The following is a 16,460-nucleotide window of genomic DNA, read 5'->3' on the forward strand; positions in this document are numbered from 1 at the left end:
CCCGCCCCTGTCTCGCGGTTTTCGGACATGGATGGATCAGGCCGCGTCGGGTCGACAGGGCGGATCCCTGTGACCGCGGCCCAAACAGAAAGCCGCGTCGGGTCGACAGGGCGGAGCCCTGTGACCGCGGCCCAAACCTAAAGCGGCCAGAACAGCAGGATCAGCGGCGGACCCGCCAGCAGCACCAGCAGGCTCAGCGGCGCGCCCAGCCGGGCATAGTCACCGAAGCGATAGCCCCCGGGGCCCATGACCAGCGTATTGCACTGGTGCCCGACCGGGGTCAGGAAGTCGCACGCTGCCCCGACCGCCACCGCCATCAGGAAGGCGTCCGGCACAAAGCCCAGCCGCGTCGCCAGCGTCGCCCCGATCGGGGCCAGGATCAGCACGGTGGCGGCATTGTTCAGGAACGGTGTCACCGCCATGGCCGCGACCATCAGGGCCGCCACCGCCGCCAGTCCGGGCATCCCCTGGAACAGCCCGCCCAGGGCATTGGCGATCAGGTCGGATCCACCGGTCGTCTGGATCGCCGCCGACACCGGAATCAGGGCTGCGATCAGGACGAGCAGCGGTCCGTCCAGCGCCTGATAGGCCTCCTTCATCTTCAGCCCGCCCAGCATCAATATGGTCACCGCCGCCCCGAAGAAGGCGGGGGCCACCGGCACGACCTGGAAGCCGACCAGCAGCATGGCCACGGTCAGGACCACCGCCGGCATGAACCGCTTGCGCACCCCGCCCAGACCGACGCTGCGCTCGGCCAGCGGCAGCAGGTCCAGCGCCCCCAGGGCCTCGGGCAGGCTGTTCTCGCTGCCCTGCAGCAGGATAATGTCGCCCTGGCGCAGCCGGGCGTTGCGCAGTCTCTGGGTCAGTGGATAGCCGGCGCGCGACACCCCCAGCAGATTGATCCCGTACTGGCCGTGCAGGTCCGAGGCCGCCAGGGTCTGGCCCAGCAGCGGCGAGTTCAGACCCACCACCGCCTCGATCACACGGATGTCCTCGGTCGGGGCCTGGCGGGGGATCGGCCGGTGATCCCCCGCCAGGGTCAGGCCCGAACGTCTGACGAACGCATCCAGCGCCTCGGCCTCGCCGTCCAGCACGATCAGGTCACTGGCCCGCACGACCACATTGCCACGCGGCCGCGCCATGCGCCGCCCGTCCCGGATCACCGCGAGAATACGCACCGCCCCGCCCGCGCTGATCACCAGTTCGGTGACCGTCCGCTTGCCGGGGGCCCAGTCGTCGGGCACCCGCACCTCGGTCGTATAGGCATTGGTCGCCAGCGAGTCCGACAGGCTGGCCACCCGCTGCCGGTCCTTCGGCAGCAGCCGGTAGCCGAAGGCCAGAAAGGCCAGGGCGATGGCGGTCAGGGCCAGGCCGACCGGCGCATAGTCGAACATGGCGAAGGGCTGGCCCAGCATGTCCTGGCGCACCCCGGCGACGATGATATTGGGCGCGGTCCCGACCAGGGTCACCATCCCCCCGGCCATGGCCCCGAAGGCCATCGGCATCAGCAGTCGCGACGGCGAACTGCCGGTCTTGCGACTGACCGACAGGGCCACCGGCAGCATGATGGCCAGGGCCCCGACATTCTTGGTCACCATCGACAGCAGGGTCACCGCCCCGGTCAGCACCGGCACCTGGCTCTTCTCGGTCTTCAGCAGCGGCAGCAGCCGTCGCAGCGCCAGTTCGACGATGCCCGAGCGCGAGAAGGCCGCCGACACGACCAGGGCGGCGGCGATGATGATGGTGATGTCGTTGCGAAAGCCGTCGAAGGCGGCCTCGGTCGGGACCACGCCCACCACCATGCCGACGACCAGGGCCGCGAGGGCGATCAGGTCATAGCGGAACCGGCCCCAGACGAAGCCGGCGATGGTCAGTCCCACCAGCCCGAAGGCCAGTCCCTGTTGCAGTGTCACGCCTGTGCCTCAGCCCCGACGGCTGGAGTGCCGCCGGGGCTGAACGCACCGCATCGATTATCGCTCCGTCGCCGGGTCAGCCGCGAACCAGACGCCAGGCGGCGGTCAGTATTTCCCAGATCAGGCCCAGGACGATCAGGGCCAGACCCCAGCTCAGGACCATGGCCAGATCCTGGCTCATGTCGGCCAGGCTGCGGCCGTGCAGGCCCAGCCAGGCCAGACCTTCGCGGTCCCAGATGATCGGCACATAGCCCTCGATCCGCGCACTCTCGCCGCCCAGGGTCAGGGTGAACCAGTGACGGGCCTGAAAGATCAGTTGGGCCAGCCACAGGCCGCCCGCGGCCACGGCGATCTGCGCCACCGCCAGCAGCCGGACCGCCTGGGGCCGCAGCAGGCCGAACAGGTCGGCCGCCATCCGCGCCAGCACATAGACCAGGATGGTGGTGTGCAACGCCGCCCATATCGGGCCACCCGCGACCACAGCCTCGGCACCGTCGACACTGATCAGCGACAGGCCGGGTGCGTGGATCAGCCCGGTCCACCAGGCCGCAAACAGGCCGTTGGCAACCAGCGACAGCAGATGCTCGCTGCCGGGCCATGCGCGTTTGCCCTGTCCCGACCAGTCGAGACCGGATCCGGACCAGGCGGACTTGCGACCGACGCTGTCCGCATCCGCGGTACCGCTGTCTTCCTTGCCCATGCCGCCGCCCATGCCGCCCATGGCCGCACGCCAGCGCGACGGGTCGGCCAGGCCGAAGGCGTCCAGATCCTTGACCCGCCACTGGGTCAGCCATTTCGGCCTCAGGCCGTAGTGTTCGATCACCGCCGCCACCACCGTGGCCACGCCGACCAGGGTCAGGCCGCTGCCGATCAGGCCATTGATACTGTGACCCAGGGCCTGACCGAGCGCCTCCGAGCCCGCCAGAACCCGCACCAGCAGGGCCAGCGCCTGCACGGCCAGCAGGATCAGCAGCCCCGCCTTGACCCCGAACAGCCAGTAGGGGAACAACTCGGGCCCGACCAGGGCCTGGGGGCCCTTGCGGTAGCGGCCGGCCACGACCAACGGATGACCGATCTCGTGCAGGATGTCCTCCTGCTCGTCCCCGGTCAGGGGCCGGCCCAGCGCCTCTTCCTTCGCCTCGAACCGGCTCAGGATCAGGTCGCGCAGTTCGGCGATGATGTCGGCGCGCTCCCCGGCGGGTAGCTGCGCGGCGACGGCGTTCAGATAGCGGTCGATCATATCCATGTCGGGTCCCCCGGCTTGCGGATGTCAGTGTTCAGAGAATTTTTTCGAGCGAGACATTGATGCCCCGCCATTCGTCGATCAGGGCCGCCAGCATGGCCGTGCCCATCGGCGACAGGACGTAGAAGCGTTTCTTGCGCTTCTCCTCCTCGCGCCATTCGCTGCTCAGCAGCCCCTGGCTCTCCAGCCGGCGCAGCAGCGGATAGAGGGTGCTCTCCTCCATCTCCAGCCCGTCGGCGGCCAGGGCCTGGCGCAGCGTATAGCCGTAGCGTTCGGTCCTGAGGCAGGCCAGGACGGCCAGCACCAGCGAGCCGCGCCGCAGCTCCAGTCGCATCGATTCAAACAGGTCAGGATCGACGGTCATGCTGGTCCCCACTCACGTCACATAGTGTGTGATACACAGTGTATGCCGCATACTGTGCGAGCGAGTCAAGTCGCTACGCCGCGCGCGCTGTGGTGACAGGAAACCCGGTGGCGGGTCGGCTCAGGCGGGCAGGCTCAACCCGCCTCCGCCGCCTCGCCCTGGCTGACGATCCGCGTCACCGTCAGGTCGGCGGTGACATTGCCGACGGTGCGGAAGATGTCGGGGATGACCTCGACCGCCAGCAGCAGGGGCAGCATCTCCAGCGGCACCCCCATGGCGATGCAGATCGGGGCAACACTGGCGAAGAAGCTGATCTGGCCGGGCAGGCCGACCGAGCCGATACTGATCAGTATGGCCGTCAGCATGGCCGCGCCGATCTGGCCCAGCGACGGCTCCAGCCCGAACAGATGGGCGCAATAGATGACCACGGCCAGGTTGGCGACCGGACTGGTCATCCGGAACAGGGCGACCGCCAGCGGCAGCACGAGGCCGGCGGTCTGGCGGCTGACCTCCAGCTCGTCGACAGCGCGCTCGACCATGACCGGTAGACTGGCCAGGGACGACTGGGTCGAAACCGCCACCACCTGGGCCGGGGCCACGGCGCGGGCAAATCTGGCCAGGCCGACCCGGCCGAACCCCACCGCCAGCGGATAGCAGAGCAGGATCATGCCGATCACGCTCAGCGACACGATGGCCACATAGTGGGCCAGGGTCCCGGCCGCCGACACACCGGCGGTCAGCCCAACCCCCATGGCCAGGGCGAACACCCCCACGGGTGCCGCCAGCAGCACCCAGCGGACGATGACGATCATCGCCTCGCTGACTGCCTCGAACAGGGTCACCAGCGGCACCTTCAGCCGGTCGGGCAACCGCGTCAGGGCAAAGCCGAAGAAGGCGGCGAACACCACCAGGCCGAGGATGGCATCCTCGGCCGCGGCCCGCAGCACATTGGACGGGGCGATGGTCTTGACGAATTCCGAAAAGGGGGCGACCGCACCGATATTGTCCGGGGCCGGCGGAACGCCCGCCAGCAGCCGCGCCCCGCCCTCGGGATCGATCGGCCACAGGGCCAGCAGCCCATAGGCCGCCAGCACCGCATAGACACAGGCCGCCGAGATCAGCACCAGGAACCAGACCAGCGCCCGCCGCGCCAGCCGCCCGGTGTGGGCCGCGTCCGAGATCGAGGCGATACCGACCACCAGCAGGGCGAACACCAGCGGCACGATGGTCATGCGCAGGGCGTTCAGCCACAGCTGGCCGATCGCGTCGATCATCCCCGTGGTCCCGGTCCCGCCGGGAATGCCCCGGACCTCGGCCACCGCCCCCGCCGCCAACCCCAGGGCCAGGGCCGCCAGCACCCGCACACTCAGCGACGACAGCAGGGCGCGCATACGGTTCGGCGGCGGGGCGTGAACGGGAGTCTGGGTCATGGAACGACGCTAGCGGGGCCGGGTGCCGACGGGAACCGGAAAAGCGGGGAGCACGCCTCTTCCCGCAACCTTCCCCGCCCACTGCCGTTCTCCCGGTAACCCCGTTCACCGGAAAGACCCGCCATGACCGTTTCCAACCGCACCCTGACCGCCCTCGCCGCCGGGGCCCTGGCCCTGTCGGCCGCCGGCACCGCCTCGGCCCAGACTGGCTACACCCCCTATGGCAGCCAGAACCGTCCGGTGCCGTCGTCGTGTCGCAATGTCGAGACCATGGCCAACGGCTATGTCTCGGCCGAATGCCAGACCCAGGGCGGCTGGCGCTGGAGCGCGATCCGCGTCGTCGACTGCCGCTCGGACCTTATCAACCGCGGCGGCGTGCTGAGCTGCACCGGGGCCACGGCGACGACCGGCCCCCTGTATCCGGATGACGGCAACTATGGCGGCCAGACCACGACCGGACCGGTCGAGGGCGGGGTGATCGGGGCCCTGCTGGGCGCGGTGTTCGGCAATGGCTATGGCTCGAACCAGCAGATGGACGACGCCTATCAGCAGGGGCGTCGGCCGCTGAACGAACAGCGGGTGGCGCTGGAGGCCCGGATCGACGCCGGGGTGCGCGACGGCTCCCTGACCCGGACCGAGGCGTCGCGCCTGCGCAACGACTATGACGGCCTGGTGCAGCTGGAGACCCGCTATGCCGCCGACGGCCGGCTGACCACCGACGAACGCAACGACCTGCGCCAGCGCTACAATGCCCTGTCGCAGCGCGTCGACGACCAGCGCGCCGACGGCCAGACCTGGGGCTGGGAGCCGTTGAGCCAGCAACGCAACCAGTTCATGGCCCGGGTCGACACGGCCGAGCGCAATCGCACCGTCAGTCGCTACGAGGCCGTGCGGCTGCGGGCGGATTTCGACGCCCTGGTGCGGATCGAGGACGGCTATCGTCGGGACGGCATCAGCGACCGCGAACAGCAGGACCTGAGCAACCGCCTGGCCGAGCTGAACCGCCGCGTCGGCGACGGCTATGACAGCGGCTACGGCAACAGCTATGGAAACGATCCGCGCGCGGCCCGGATCGAGGCCAATATCAGCGCCGGCGAGCGCAACGGCCGCATCAGCCGCAGCGAGGCCATCCGCCTGCGTGCCGAGCTGAGCGACCTGACCCGCCGCTGGTCCGACCTGGAGAACCGCGTCGACCAGGCGCGCCGCTGACGCACGGTCGCGGGCGGGGGTGCCCCCCGCCCTTGACGCCCCCGCCCGGGGCCTCACACTGGACCGATGCTGCCTGACCTGACCGCCCTCGAGGATACCCGGCTGATCAAGCTGGGCCATATCTCCCTGACCCTGGGCGGGGTTGTCAGCGCCCTGATCGTGGTCGGGGTGGCGATTGCCCTGGCCTGGCTGGTGACACGCGGCATCCGGCGGTTGCGGGTGAGGGCGCGGCGGGCCACCGGGGCCCTGTATCTGCTGGAGAAGCTGGCCGGCTACGGCATCATCGTCACCGGGGTGATGATGGCCCTGTCGACGGCCGGGCTGAACCTGTCGTCGCTGGCGGTGTTCGCCGGGGCCATCGGCATCGGCCTGGGGCTCGGCCTGCAGGGGGTGGTCAAGGAGTTCGTCTCGGGCCTGTTCATCATCTTCGACGGGATGGTTTCGGTCGGCGACTATGTCGAGCTGGAGGGCGCGCGCGGCATCATCGCCGAGATCGGCCCGCGCGCGACCCGGATCCGCAACAACGACAATATCGACGTCGTCGTGCCCAATTCGAAACTGATCGAGGGCACGGTCACCAACTGGACGCTGAAGGGCGACACCCGCCGCATCCACATCCCCTTCGGCGTCGCCTACGGATCGGACCGGGCGGCCGTGCGCGATGCCGTGCTGGCCGCGGCCCGCGCCAGCCCCTTCACCCTGCCCGAGACCGAGACGCGCAAGAGTCAGGTCTGGCTGATCGGTTTCGGCGACTCCAGCCTCAATTTCGAACTGCTGGTCTGGCCGACCCTGGATGCGGTCAAACGCCCGGCGGCCATGCACGCGGCCTATACCTGGGCCATCGCCGACGCCCTGGACGCCGCCGGCATCGAAATCCCCTTCCCCCAGACCGACCTGCACCTGCGCAGCGTATTCGGCCATGCCGGCGACGACGGGCTGGACGTGATGGGGCTGAAACACCCGCGTCCCGCCCCGCGCCCGGCCACCGCCCAGACCCCGACCGCCAACGACGCCGCCGAGGAACTGGCCCAGCCGGCCGCGGACCCCACGCCCGAGGGCGAGGCGGAGAAGCCGGACGCGGACTGAGGCCGGACCATGACGGGCGTGGCCGCGACCGGTCAGCCGCTAAAGTTCGGGACTCCGGCGCAGGTCTTCCCGCAGGGCCGGATCGGCCAGCAGACGGTCGCGGATGTCGCGATTGGCCAGCAGGTCCTCGAGCGCGACGCGATCACTGACCTGTTCGCCGATCCGGTCGCCCGCCGCCAGGGCCTCCGGCGTCAGGGCCCCGACCAGGGACCGGACCGGCACCTGACCGGCCGGAGGCGGCACCACGGCCGCGACCACCGCGGCACCGGCCTGGGCCTGGACCCAGCTGGCCGGATACTGGGTCACGGCGATGGTCACCACCTGATAGGGCACGACCGCCGAGGCATTGCGGGTGTAGTCGCCGCTGGCCGTGGCGATCCACAGCCCCTCGGGCAGGCCGAACACGACCCGCTTCTTGTCATAGGTCTCATAGCGCACGTTCCACACCGAGGCCCCGGTGATCACGCACCAGTGGCCATAGCCCGCCGGCAGGGTGCCGGTCAGGTCGTTCAGGAACCGGAGATGCGCCCGGCTCAGCGCGCCCTGGGCGTCCGCGGTGTTGATCGACAGCCGCACGGCCTCGGTGATGTCCAGCCGGGTCAGCTTGTCGGCACTGGCCTCGGCGGTGACCGGCCCGGCCCCGACCTTTCCCTGCAGCACCCCCTGGGCAAGGATCGTCAGCGGCTCCTGTCGAGAGGTGGCATCGGCGACATAGCGGGTGCCCTCGGGCATCGGATAGGCGGTGCCAGGGGCCATCGTATAGGTGGCGTCGGCCCCGGCCCGGCACGGCATGGCGCGGCCGATCAGCCGGTCGGGATTGGACTCGCCCAGCCGGGCGATGCTGGATCCGTTGCTGGTGATATAGGCCTGGGCCGCCGAATCCAGCTGGGTGATCGGCAGCATCGGCGGGGCCTGGGCCACGGCCGCGGTCACCGCCCCGGTCAGGGCCAGACCACTGGCCAAAAGCACGGTCACCGTCGCGCGCCGGACGGTCGTCATCGTGTACGCTCGCATCGCTCGTCCTCCGTTCTTGACCCGCGACAGGATCACAAAACGCCGGTATATTCAACCTTAGGGGGAAACCCGCCGCGGCATCTGATCGCCCCCGCCCCACTGGCACCGGAGCCGCCGGGACACTAGGTTCTGTTCATGAACCGTTCCTCGACCCCCAAGGCCCCCGACTCCGGTGATGCCCCCGGCGACACCGGGCTGAAGAAGCCGGTCCACACCCCGGCGAAGAAGGGCGCGGCCATGCCGATGTTCGCCCCGGTCACCGGCCCGCGCCTGGTGCCGGAAGAGCCGCCCGCGGCCCCCGGCGACTGGGCCCCGCACCGCCCGACCCGGCCCGAGGCCCGCGTCCGCACCCCGTTCCGGCTCGAGACCAAATACACCCCCGCCGGTGACCAGCCCGCCGCCATCGCCGAACTGGTGGCCCAGGCGGAGGCCGGCGAGCGCGATCAGGTGCTGCTGGGCGTGACCGGATCGGGCAAGACCTTCACCATGGCCAAGATGATCGAGGCCACCCAGCGCCCGGCCCTTATACTTGCGCCAAACAAAACATTGGCTGCGCAACTATACTCAGAGTTCAAGTCGTTCTTCCCGGATAACGCGGTCGAATACTTTGTATCGTACTACGATTATTACCAACCGGAAGCTTATGTTCCTCGTACTGATACTTATATTGAAAAAGATAGCAGTATAAACGAACAGATCGACCGGATGCGGCATTCGGCGACGCGGTCGATTCTGGAGCGGGACGATGTGATCGTGGTGGCCTCGGTCAGCTGTATCTACGGCATCGGCTCGGTCGAGACCTATACGGCCATGACCTTCAGCCTCAAGGTCGGGGGCCAGATCGACGAGGCCAAATTGCGGGCCGACCTGATCGCCCTGCAGTACAAGCGCAACGACCTGAATTTCGACCGCGGCATGTTCCGCAAGCGCGGCGACACCATCGAGATCTTCCCCGTCCACCAGGAGGACCGCGCCTGGCGCGTCAGCCTGTTCGGCGACGAGATCGAGTCGATCCATGAGTTCGACCCCCTGACCGGGGCCAAGACCGCCGACCTGACCGAGATCACCGTCTATGCCGCCAGCCACTATGTGACGCCGCGGCCGACGCTGAACCAGGCCACCCACGGCATCAAGGCCGAGCTGAAGGAGACGCTCGACTGGATGCTGGAGAACGGCAAGCTGCTCGAGGCCCAGCGGCTGGAACAGCGTACCCGGTTCGACCTGGAGATGATGGAGGCCACCGGCTCCTGCGCCGGGATCGAGAACTATTCCCGCTGGCTGACCGGCCGCGCCCCGGGCGAGCCGCCGCCCACCTTCTTCGAATACATCCCCGACGACGCCCTGCTGTTCGTCGACGAGAGCCATGTCACCGTCGGCCAGATCAACGGCATGTTCCGCGGCGACTACCGCCGCAAATCCACCCTGGCGGAATACGGCTTCCGCCTGCCCAGCTGTATCGACAACCGGCCGCTGAAATTCGAGGAATGGGACGCCATGCGCCCCCAGACCGTCTTCGTCAGCGCCACCCCCGGCCCGTGGGAGATGGACCGCACCGACGGCGTCTTCGTCGAACAGGTGATCCGCCCGACCGGCCTGATCGACCCGCCCGTTGAAATTCGTCCGGTGACCGGCGCGACCCGCAACCAGGTCGATGACGTGATCGACGAGGTCAAGGCCGTGGCCCGCGCCGGCTATCGCAGCCTGGTCACCGTCCTGACCAAGAAGATGGCCGAGGACCTGACGGAGTACATGCACGAACAGGGGGTGCGCGTCCGCTACATGCACTCCGACGTCGACACCCTGGAGCGGATCGAGATCATCCGCGACCTGCGGCTGGGGGCCTTCGACGTGCTGATCGGCATCAACCTGCTGCGTGAGGGGCTGGACATCCCCGAATGCGGCCTGGTCGCCATCCTCGACGCCGACAAGGAGGGTTTCCTGCGCTCCGAGACCGCCCTGATCCAGACCATCGGCCGGGCCGCCCGCAACGTCGACGGCCGCGTCATCCTGTACGCCGACCGCGTCACCGGCAGTATGGAACGCGCCATCGCCGAGACCGACCGCCGCCGCGAACGCCAGAGCGCCTACAATCTGGAACACGGCATCACGCCCGAGAGCGTCAAGCGCGACATCAAGGAGATCCTGGCCAGCCCCTATGAGAAGGACCGCGTCCTGGTCCCGACCACGGTGGCCGAAGAGGCCCGCCCCTTCACCGGCGCGAATTTCCAGACCGCCCTGCGCGACCTGGAAGGCCGGATGCGCGAGGCCGCCTCAAACCTCGAGTTCGAGGAGGCCGGCCGCCTGCGCGACGAGATCAAGCGGATGAAGATGCTGGACCTGGAGTTCGCCAATGAGGTGATGACCGGGGCCGGGGAAGCGGTGGATCGGTCGGCGCCGAAGAAATGGCGGGCGGATGCGGCGGCGGAGGCGCAGGAGCGGTTCCGGAAGGGACGGCTGTAGGGGGCTTCACCCCATCGCGTGCGACGGAGTTGGGGGACCGTGCCTTTAAAATCCGAGGGGGTGGAGGGGCTGCGCACGCCCCGCCACCATGCTATAGTTGGCCCATGGCTGACGCCGCCCTCACCCTGCCGCCGGCCCTCGACGCCTTCGTCGACGAACAGGTCCGGTCCGGAGCCTACCGCGACCGGCAGGCGGTGATCACGGACGCCGTCGAACGGCTACGAGAGCGCGCCAACGAAACCGAGGACGACGACGCCAAACGGGCCCAGTTGAATGCCCGACTGCAGGCCGCGACCGACAGTCTGGACCGGGGCGAAGGCACCGTCGTCAAGGACATCGGGGCCTTTTTTGACGGCATTCAGCGAGAGATCGACGGGGAGACCGCCGACCGACCGGTGTGAGACAGATCGTCGTCGCGCCCCAGGCGCGTCGCGACTTCAAATCTCTTCTGGCCCACAGCCGGGTCCGGTTCGGCCCAGAGCGCGAACAACGATATCGTGCGCTGTGCGTTCGCGCCTTCGTCGACCTGCGCGACGCGCCCGACCGTCGCGGCGCGAAAGCCATCGGCGACGGCCGCTATCTCTACCCCCTGCGCTTCAGTCGAAACGCCATGGCCGGGTCGGACCGCGTCGCTCGCCCGCGACACGTGATCGTCTATCGTTTCGATGACGCCCAACTCCAGATTCTCGCCCTCCTGCACGAGGCCATGGACCTGCCGACCCGGCTGCGGTGACGGCAGCCCCTCTTACTATTGTAATCGTGCGTCCCTTCTCCCGTTGGCAGAAGGCGACCCGCAGGGCCGGATGAGGGGCGGATGGTGCCGATGGGGCGCGGGAGAGCCCCTCACCCTTGAGCGCAAGGACGACGGCTGCGCCGCCGTGCGCTCAAGCCCTCTCCCGCCGGGAGAGGGGGGCGGTGCGGCCTAAACCAGCTCCACCTTCAGCCCCCGCCCCAGCACTTTCGCGGCGCGGCTCAACGTCTCCAGCGTCACATTGAACGCTTCCGGGTCCAGCACCCGGTTCAGCTGGGCCCGGCTGGTGTCCATCTCAACCGCCATGGCCGACAGGGTCATCCTTCGCTCGGTCATGGCCTGCCGCAGCTGCAGGGCGATCACGCTCTTGACCGCGCGCAGGGTGACCGCCTCGCGAATACCCTCCTCGTCGAGGAAGTCGTCCAGGGTGGCCAGGTCGGACGGGTCGCGGACGGTCGGTTCGGTCATGGGTAGATTGTATCATAGATGGTTCGGAGCGTGCCTCCCCCCGGCTGTCGTCATCCTTCGGCGAGCGCCCGCGCTTGCGGGCGGGAGACCGGAGGACCCAGCGGCGCGCGGCGGCGCGATCTGTCCCCGGCACGGGCGGTGGGGCAGAGATCGCGATCGCTGACGCGACCGCGCCGCTGGGTCCCTCGGTCTCGGCCTCGCTCCGCGAGGGCTCGCCGGAGGATGACGACAGGTTGGGTCCGTTTCCGCCCCCCGGCGGCACACCCCTTGCAGAACCCGGGTCGACCGCCGGATCCCCGGTTCGGTCAGGAACGGAGCTTCCCCATGGCCAAGTCGGCCTCAACCCGGGTGACGACGCCCCGCAAGATCGCGTCGACCAAGCCAGACCTGCGTCTGGTCGCGGCCAGCGCCGATCGGGCGGCTGCGGTCGAGGCCGCAGTGCTGGCGTCGGAGCCGCAAGAGACTGCGCCGGTCCTGAAACGTAGCGGTGGCGGGACGACGCTCGGCACGGCGGCCCGGGTGCGCAGCCTGTTGCAGGAGGCGCGCGCCCTGGCCTTGGACCAGGTGCAGGCGCTGGAAACCGCCCTGCAGGACGCCGCCGACCTGGCGCGCGAGATCGCCGACGGCGGCGACGCCTATCCGGTCGGCACGCGGGAAATGGCCTCGCGGCTGGCGTCAGACCTGCCGGCCAAGGCCGAGGCCATCCGTGCCATTGTGAAACGCCTGCACTAGGAGCGGGACGCTATGACGCCAGCACGTCGCCCTGGTCCGGGTTGCGTTTGAACCAGGCCACCGCATAGCTGCAGCGCGGGGCCAGGCTCAGGCCCTCGGCGCGGGCATGGTCGGCCAGGGCCTGCATGAACCGCCCGGCCGCGCCGCTGCCGCGCAGGGCGGGATCGGCCTCGACATGCAGCAGGCTGCGGGTGCTGCCCTGCACCGCATAGTCGGCCCAGACCATGGCCCCGGTGCCGTCGGGCGCGGTGACGGCCTGTTCGAAACGCATGGCCCCGGGCCGGTCGATCAGGTCAGACATGGCGGGAACCTCGCTCAGAGGATGGTGATCAGGGGGCCTTGTCCTGCAGCAGCCGCAGCAGGCCGAACAGGCTCTTGACCGTGAACCAGACCGTGATCACGAACCACAGGATGACGGAGACGAACAGGAAGGGGATGCCGATCAGGGCCAGGGAGGCCACGGCGCTGACGGCGATGGCGATCCAGCAGGCGATGGTCCACCAGAACACCGACCAGAACAGCGCGATCTGGGCCTCGATATGGGCCCGGCCGATGCCGGTGGCAGTGTCGCGTCCGGCATAGGCCACGACCAGGCCGACCAGCACCAGGATGTTGGCGCTGGGCAGGGACAGCAGGAACAGCACCCAGGCGACCAGGGCGGCGACCTTGCCCTCGGACCCGTCGGGAGTGCCGGCGCGGACGGACGATTCGGGGGGAACGGCGGACATGGTCGTCTCCTAGATCAGCCAGCTGTGGGGATGGGGGATGGATTCGCCGGCCTTCAGCCGCCACAGGCCGGCCGCGCCGCGCACCGGCACCCAGATGGCCACGGCGAACAGGATGAAGACGCCGACGCCGACGACGATCAGGATCGCCCCCAGCAGGGCCACCACGGCGGCGGCCCACAGGGTGCGCTGCTGATAGATGGCATGGCTGCGCGCCAGGGCGTCGTCAGGCAGGGGGCGGCCGGTCACCGCCAGCAGGCCGAGCGCGGCGGCGACGCCGAAGGTCGGGACGGCGAACAGGATCAGGGCATAGACGGTGAACAGTCCGCTGTCGCCGACAATGGCCGCCGGCTCCCGGCGGCGGCGGCTGACCGGCTGAGACAGGGCGAAGGTCGAGCCCGCGTCGACCGCCGGGGCGACCACGACGGGCTCGCGGCCGGGGTCGGGCTCCGACACGGCCACCGGGGCAGGTTCCGGTTCCGGCTCCACCGACCGGGTCTGGCCGACCAGCGAGGCCGCCGAGGCGAAGCCGACATGGGCGTCGTCGTCATGCAGGGCCGCGACCGGGCTCATGACCGCAGGCTCGGGCTCGGGCTCGGGCTCGGGCTCGGGCTCGGGCTGAGGGTCGGGTTCAGCGATCGCCAGGTCCTCAACCGGCGGGGCCGCAGGCGGCTCCGGCTCGGGCGTGACGACGGGCTCGGGGTCGGGATGATGGGGATCGCCGGGTTCGGCCAACGGTTGGTCCTCTGGTCTGGGGCCGACAATGCCGCTCCGGCCTGCGCCGCGCAACCGTCAGCGGCTGAAGGCGAGCGCGCAGCCGGCGGCCTCGGCCCCCTCGAGGGCCCCGGGCTTCTCGATCCGGACGGCCACGCGCCGCACCCGGGGGTCGTCCAGGCAGGCCACGGCCAGCCGTTCGGCATAGGTCTCGACCAGGCCGACATGGCCCGCCGCCGCAATGGCCCGGGCCGCGGCCGCCACGGTCTCATAGTTGATCGTGTCGGCCAGATGCTCGACCGCGACGGGCCCCATCTCCAGCGTCACGTCGATGACCAGGGTCTGCAACCGGCCCTGTTCGTGGTCATAGACGCCGATGCCGACGTCGAGCCGAAGGCCGCGCACGAAGACGCTCAGACCTTCGCGCTGGAAGGCCTGGCCGAGCGGAAACGGGGTGACGGTCGGGGCGGCCATGCGGCGCTACTCCAGAATGTCGGGGGTGCGCCACGCCAGGTGCTGCCCCCCGTCGACGGCGATCATCTGGCCGGTGACCATGTCGGCGTCCAGCAGCCAGCACACGGCGGCGGCCACCGCCTCCGGACTGCCCGGCTTCTGCAGCAGGGTCGCCCCGGCCTCGGCCGCGAACTCGGTGTCGGTCTGGTGCACCGACGGCAGGGTCGGGCCCGGCCCGACGCCATTGACGCGGATGGCCGGGGCCAGGGCCTGGGCCAGGGTCCGGGTCGCCCACCACAGGGCGTTGCGCGACAGGCTGTAGGAGAAGAAGCGCGGATCCGGCTTCAGCACCCGCTGGTCCAGCAGGTTGACGATGGCCGATCCGTCCGGGGCCTGGGCGGCGAAGGCCTCGGCCAGCACGATCGGGGCGCGCAGATTGGTGTCCAGATGCCGGTCCCAGACGGCGCGGTCCAGCGACCCGACCCGGTCGTCCTCGAACACCGAGGCATTGTTGACCAGGGCCGTGAGGGGGCCCAGCGCCGCGACCGCGTCCGGCACCAGCGAGCGGGTGGCGGTTTCGTCCGTCAGGTCGGCGGCCAGCACCACAGCGCGCCGGTCCAGGGCGCGCACGGCACGGGCGACCGCCTCGGCCTCGGCCTCCGAGTCGCGATGATGAATCGCCACGTCATAGCCGGCCGCGGCCAGCGCAAGGCAGATCGCCCGGCCGATCCGTTTCGACCCACCGGTGACGAGCGCCGCGCCGCGACTGGCGCGGGTATCAGTCAACCCGGCCGAACTCGATCAGGTTGAAGATCGCGAGGACGGCGATGAAGCCGAAGATGACGCCGAGAGCCAGCATGGAAACACTCCTGTTCGTGCGCCGCAATAAAGCCCCCGGCCCGCCTGTTCAAGCGCAACCGACGCGGCCTATCCTCGCGGCGACATGATCAACTGGCGAACCCGCGTCGAACCCTTCTCCCGCCCGCTGTTCTTCGCCTGGTCGCGAATGACGCGCGGCATGACCCTGGGCGTGCGCGGCCTGGCCGTCGACGGCGAGGGCCGGGTGCTGCTGGTCCGGCATACCTATCTGCACGGCTGGTGGCTGCCCGGCGGCGGCGTCGATCGCGGCGAGACCCCGGAACAGGCCGTGATCCGTGAGATGCGCGAGGAGACCGGCCTGGTCGTCGCGGGGCGGCCACGACTGGTCAGTGCCCATTCGAACGAGCGGTTCTTTCCCGGCGATCACGTGCTGGTCTATCGTATCGACGCCTTCACCCTGACCGCCCGAGCCCCCGACGGCGAGATCGCCGAGACCGGCTGGTTTCACCCGGACAACCTGCCAGCGGACACGCACCGCGCCACGCGGGCGCGGCTGGCGGAGGCGCTGGGCGGCGAAACCACCGATCCGGACTGGTAAGCCCCGCCTTTCAACGCTAGCGAACCCCCATGAACCCCACGCTCTTCGCCATGATCGCCGTCGTGTTCGGCGGGGCCGCCACGGCCCTTCAGGCTCCGACCAATGCCAGGATGATGACGGCGGTCGGCTCGCCGGTGAATGCGGCCTTCGTCTCCTTCGCCATCGGCACGGCCGCGCTCGGCATCCTGGCGGTCATCCTGCAGACCAGGCCGGACATGGCCGCCTCGCGGGCCCTGCCCTGGTATGCCTGGGTCGGGGGTCTGTACGGGGCCATCTTCGTCGTCGCTGCGGCCTGGGGTGTGCCCAAGCTGGGCGTGGCCACCACCATCACCCTGATGGTCGCCGGCCAGCTGCTGCTCAGCCTGGTACTGGACCATTTCGGTGCCATGGGCGTGCCGAAACAGCCGCTGAATCTCGGCCGCGTCGCCGGTGTCGCCCTGGTTCTGGCCGGCGTCCTTCTGGTGCGGCGTTCCTGAGCCTA

Annotated in this window: 19 protein-coding genes; 8 read left to right on the forward strand and 11 right to left on the reverse strand. The window is 69.6% G+C overall.

From position 1 onward, the window contains the following. Nucleotides 1-137: 137 nt before the first annotated feature. From PSV00_RS14250 to PSV00_RS14265, 4 genes are all read right to left on the reverse strand, one after another. Entirely contained in the window at nt 138-1,913 is a 1,776-nt protein-coding gene (locus PSV00_RS14250; protein WP_300448479.1) for an SLC13 family permease, read from the reverse strand. A gap of 76 nt (nt 1,914-1,989) precedes the next feature. Further along, nucleotides 1,990-3,159: a hypothetical protein gene (locus PSV00_RS14255; RefSeq protein WP_300448482.1), complete on the reverse strand. Its 1,170-nt coding sequence runs from the start codon at nt 3,157-3,159 to the stop codon at nt 1,990-1,992. Between the two features lie 31 nt (nt 3,160-3,190). Then, the gene (locus PSV00_RS14260; RefSeq protein ID WP_300448485.1) at nt 3,191-3,520 is read right to left on the reverse strand and encodes a PadR family transcriptional regulator; all 330 of its coding nucleotides are present in this window, start codon (nt 3,518-3,520) and stop codon (nt 3,191-3,193) included. Between the two features lie 134 nt (nt 3,521-3,654). Then, nucleotides 3,655-4,950 (reverse strand): dicarboxylate/amino acid:cation symporter, encoded by a 1,296-nt coding sequence (locus PSV00_RS14265; RefSeq protein ID WP_300448488.1) that lies wholly within the window; start codon nt 4,948-4,950, stop codon nt 3,655-3,657. Between the two features lie 123 nt (nt 4,951-5,073). Here PSV00_RS14265 and PSV00_RS14270 point away from each other — a divergent pair, with 123 nt between their 5' ends. Together PSV00_RS14270 and PSV00_RS14275 are read left to right on the forward strand one after the other, a co-directional pair. Next, on the forward strand, nt 5,074-6,159 hold the full coding sequence (locus PSV00_RS14270) for a hypothetical protein (RefSeq protein ID WP_300448491.1): 1,086 nt from the start codon (nt 5,074-5,076) through the stop codon (nt 6,157-6,159). Between the two features lie 66 nt (nt 6,160-6,225). Beyond that, the gene (locus PSV00_RS14275; protein ID WP_300448494.1) at nt 6,226-7,245 is read left to right on the forward strand and encodes a mechanosensitive ion channel domain-containing protein; all 1,020 of its coding nucleotides are present in this window, start codon (nt 6,226-6,228) and stop codon (nt 7,243-7,245) included. A gap of 39 nt (nt 7,246-7,284) precedes the next feature. Here PSV00_RS14275 and PSV00_RS14280 read toward each other — a convergent pair whose 3' ends face one another. Then, nucleotides 7,285-8,259: a hypothetical protein gene (locus PSV00_RS14280; RefSeq protein ID WP_300448496.1), complete on the reverse strand. Its 975-nt coding sequence runs from the start codon at nt 8,257-8,259 to the stop codon at nt 7,285-7,287. Between the two features lie 237 nt (nt 8,260-8,496). Between PSV00_RS14280 and uvrB the strand changes: the two genes are divergently transcribed. The 3 genes from uvrB to PSV00_RS14295 all read left to right on the forward strand — a co-directional run bounded on the left by uvrB (nt 8,497) and on the right by PSV00_RS14295 (nt 11,452). Further along, nucleotides 8,497-10,719 carry an excinuclease ABC subunit UvrB gene (uvrB, locus tag PSV00_RS14285; RefSeq protein ID WP_300448971.1) on the forward strand — a complete coding sequence of 741 codons (2,223 nt, stop codon included), beginning with the start codon at nt 8,497-8,499 and terminating at the stop codon, nt 10,717-10,719. A 104-nt stretch (nt 10,720-10,823) separates the two neighbouring features. Continuing rightward, on the forward strand, nt 10,824-11,120 hold the full coding sequence (locus tag PSV00_RS14290) for a hypothetical protein (RefSeq protein ID WP_300448498.1): 297 nt from the start codon (nt 10,824-10,826) through the stop codon (nt 11,118-11,120). Then, the gene (locus PSV00_RS14295) at nt 11,117-11,452 is read left to right on the forward strand and encodes a type II toxin-antitoxin system RelE/ParE family toxin (protein ID WP_300448501.1); all 336 of its coding nucleotides are present in this window, start codon (nt 11,117-11,119) and stop codon (nt 11,450-11,452) included. Before PSV00_RS14290 ends, PSV00_RS14295 begins: the two co-directional genes overlap by 4 nt. Before the next feature lie 189 nt (nt 11,453-11,641). Here PSV00_RS14295 and PSV00_RS14300 read toward each other — a convergent pair whose 3' ends face one another. Further along, entirely contained in the window at nt 11,642-11,938 is a 297-nt protein-coding gene (locus PSV00_RS14300) for a helix-turn-helix transcriptional regulator (protein WP_300448503.1), read from the reverse strand. Between the two features lie 324 nt (nt 11,939-12,262). On the opposite strand from PSV00_RS14300, the gene PSV00_RS14305 reads away from it, so the two are divergent. Beyond that, on the forward strand, nt 12,263-12,670 hold the full coding sequence (locus tag PSV00_RS14305) for a hypothetical protein (RefSeq protein WP_300448505.1): 408 nt from the start codon (nt 12,263-12,265) through the stop codon (nt 12,668-12,670). 10 nt (nt 12,671-12,680) lie between these two features. Here PSV00_RS14305 and PSV00_RS14310 read toward each other — a convergent pair whose 3' ends face one another. From PSV00_RS14310 to PSV00_RS14330, 5 genes are read right to left on the reverse strand one after another with little or no spacing between them, the layout of a single operon-like run. After that, nucleotides 12,681-12,971, reverse strand: a complete 291-nt coding sequence (locus tag PSV00_RS14310; protein ID WP_300448507.1) for a GNAT family N-acetyltransferase — start codon at nt 12,969-12,971, stop codon at nt 12,681-12,683. Between the two features lie 28 nt (nt 12,972-12,999). Next, nucleotides 13,000-13,398 (reverse strand): hypothetical protein, encoded by a 399-nt coding sequence (locus PSV00_RS14315; RefSeq protein WP_300448509.1) that lies wholly within the window; start codon nt 13,396-13,398, stop codon nt 13,000-13,002. Nucleotides 13,399-13,407: 9 nt separating this feature from the next. After that, nucleotides 13,408-14,130, reverse strand: coding sequence for a hypothetical protein (locus PSV00_RS14320; protein ID WP_300448511.1), 723 nt, complete (start codon nt 14,128-14,130; stop codon nt 13,408-13,410). 57 nt (nt 14,131-14,187) lie between these two features. Beyond that, nucleotides 14,188-14,583: a dihydroneopterin aldolase gene (gene folB / locus PSV00_RS14325; protein ID WP_300448513.1), complete on the reverse strand. Its 396-nt coding sequence runs from the start codon at nt 14,581-14,583 to the stop codon at nt 14,188-14,190. Between the two features lie 6 nt (nt 14,584-14,589). Then, nucleotides 14,590-15,348 (reverse strand): SDR family oxidoreductase, encoded by a 759-nt coding sequence (locus PSV00_RS14330; RefSeq protein ID WP_300448515.1) that lies wholly within the window; start codon nt 15,346-15,348, stop codon nt 14,590-14,592. Between the two features lie 157 nt (nt 15,349-15,505). Here PSV00_RS14330 and PSV00_RS14335 point away from each other — a divergent pair, with 157 nt between their 5' ends. Both PSV00_RS14335 and PSV00_RS14340 read left to right on the forward strand, forming a co-directional pair. Next, a complete protein-coding gene (locus tag PSV00_RS14335) occupies nt 15,506-15,979 on the forward strand; it encodes an NUDIX domain-containing protein (RefSeq protein WP_300448518.1) in 474 nt (157 codons plus the stop codon). A 29-nt stretch (nt 15,980-16,008) separates the two neighbouring features. Continuing rightward, on the forward strand, nt 16,009-16,455 hold the full coding sequence (locus PSV00_RS14340) for a DMT family transporter (protein WP_300448520.1): 447 nt from the start codon (nt 16,009-16,011) through the stop codon (nt 16,453-16,455). Nucleotides 16,456-16,460 lie beyond the last annotated feature (5 nt).

The organism is Brevundimonas sp., from assembly GCF_029945885.1.
Taxonomy (GTDB): domain Bacteria; phylum Pseudomonadota; class Alphaproteobacteria; order Caulobacterales; family Caulobacteraceae; genus Brevundimonas.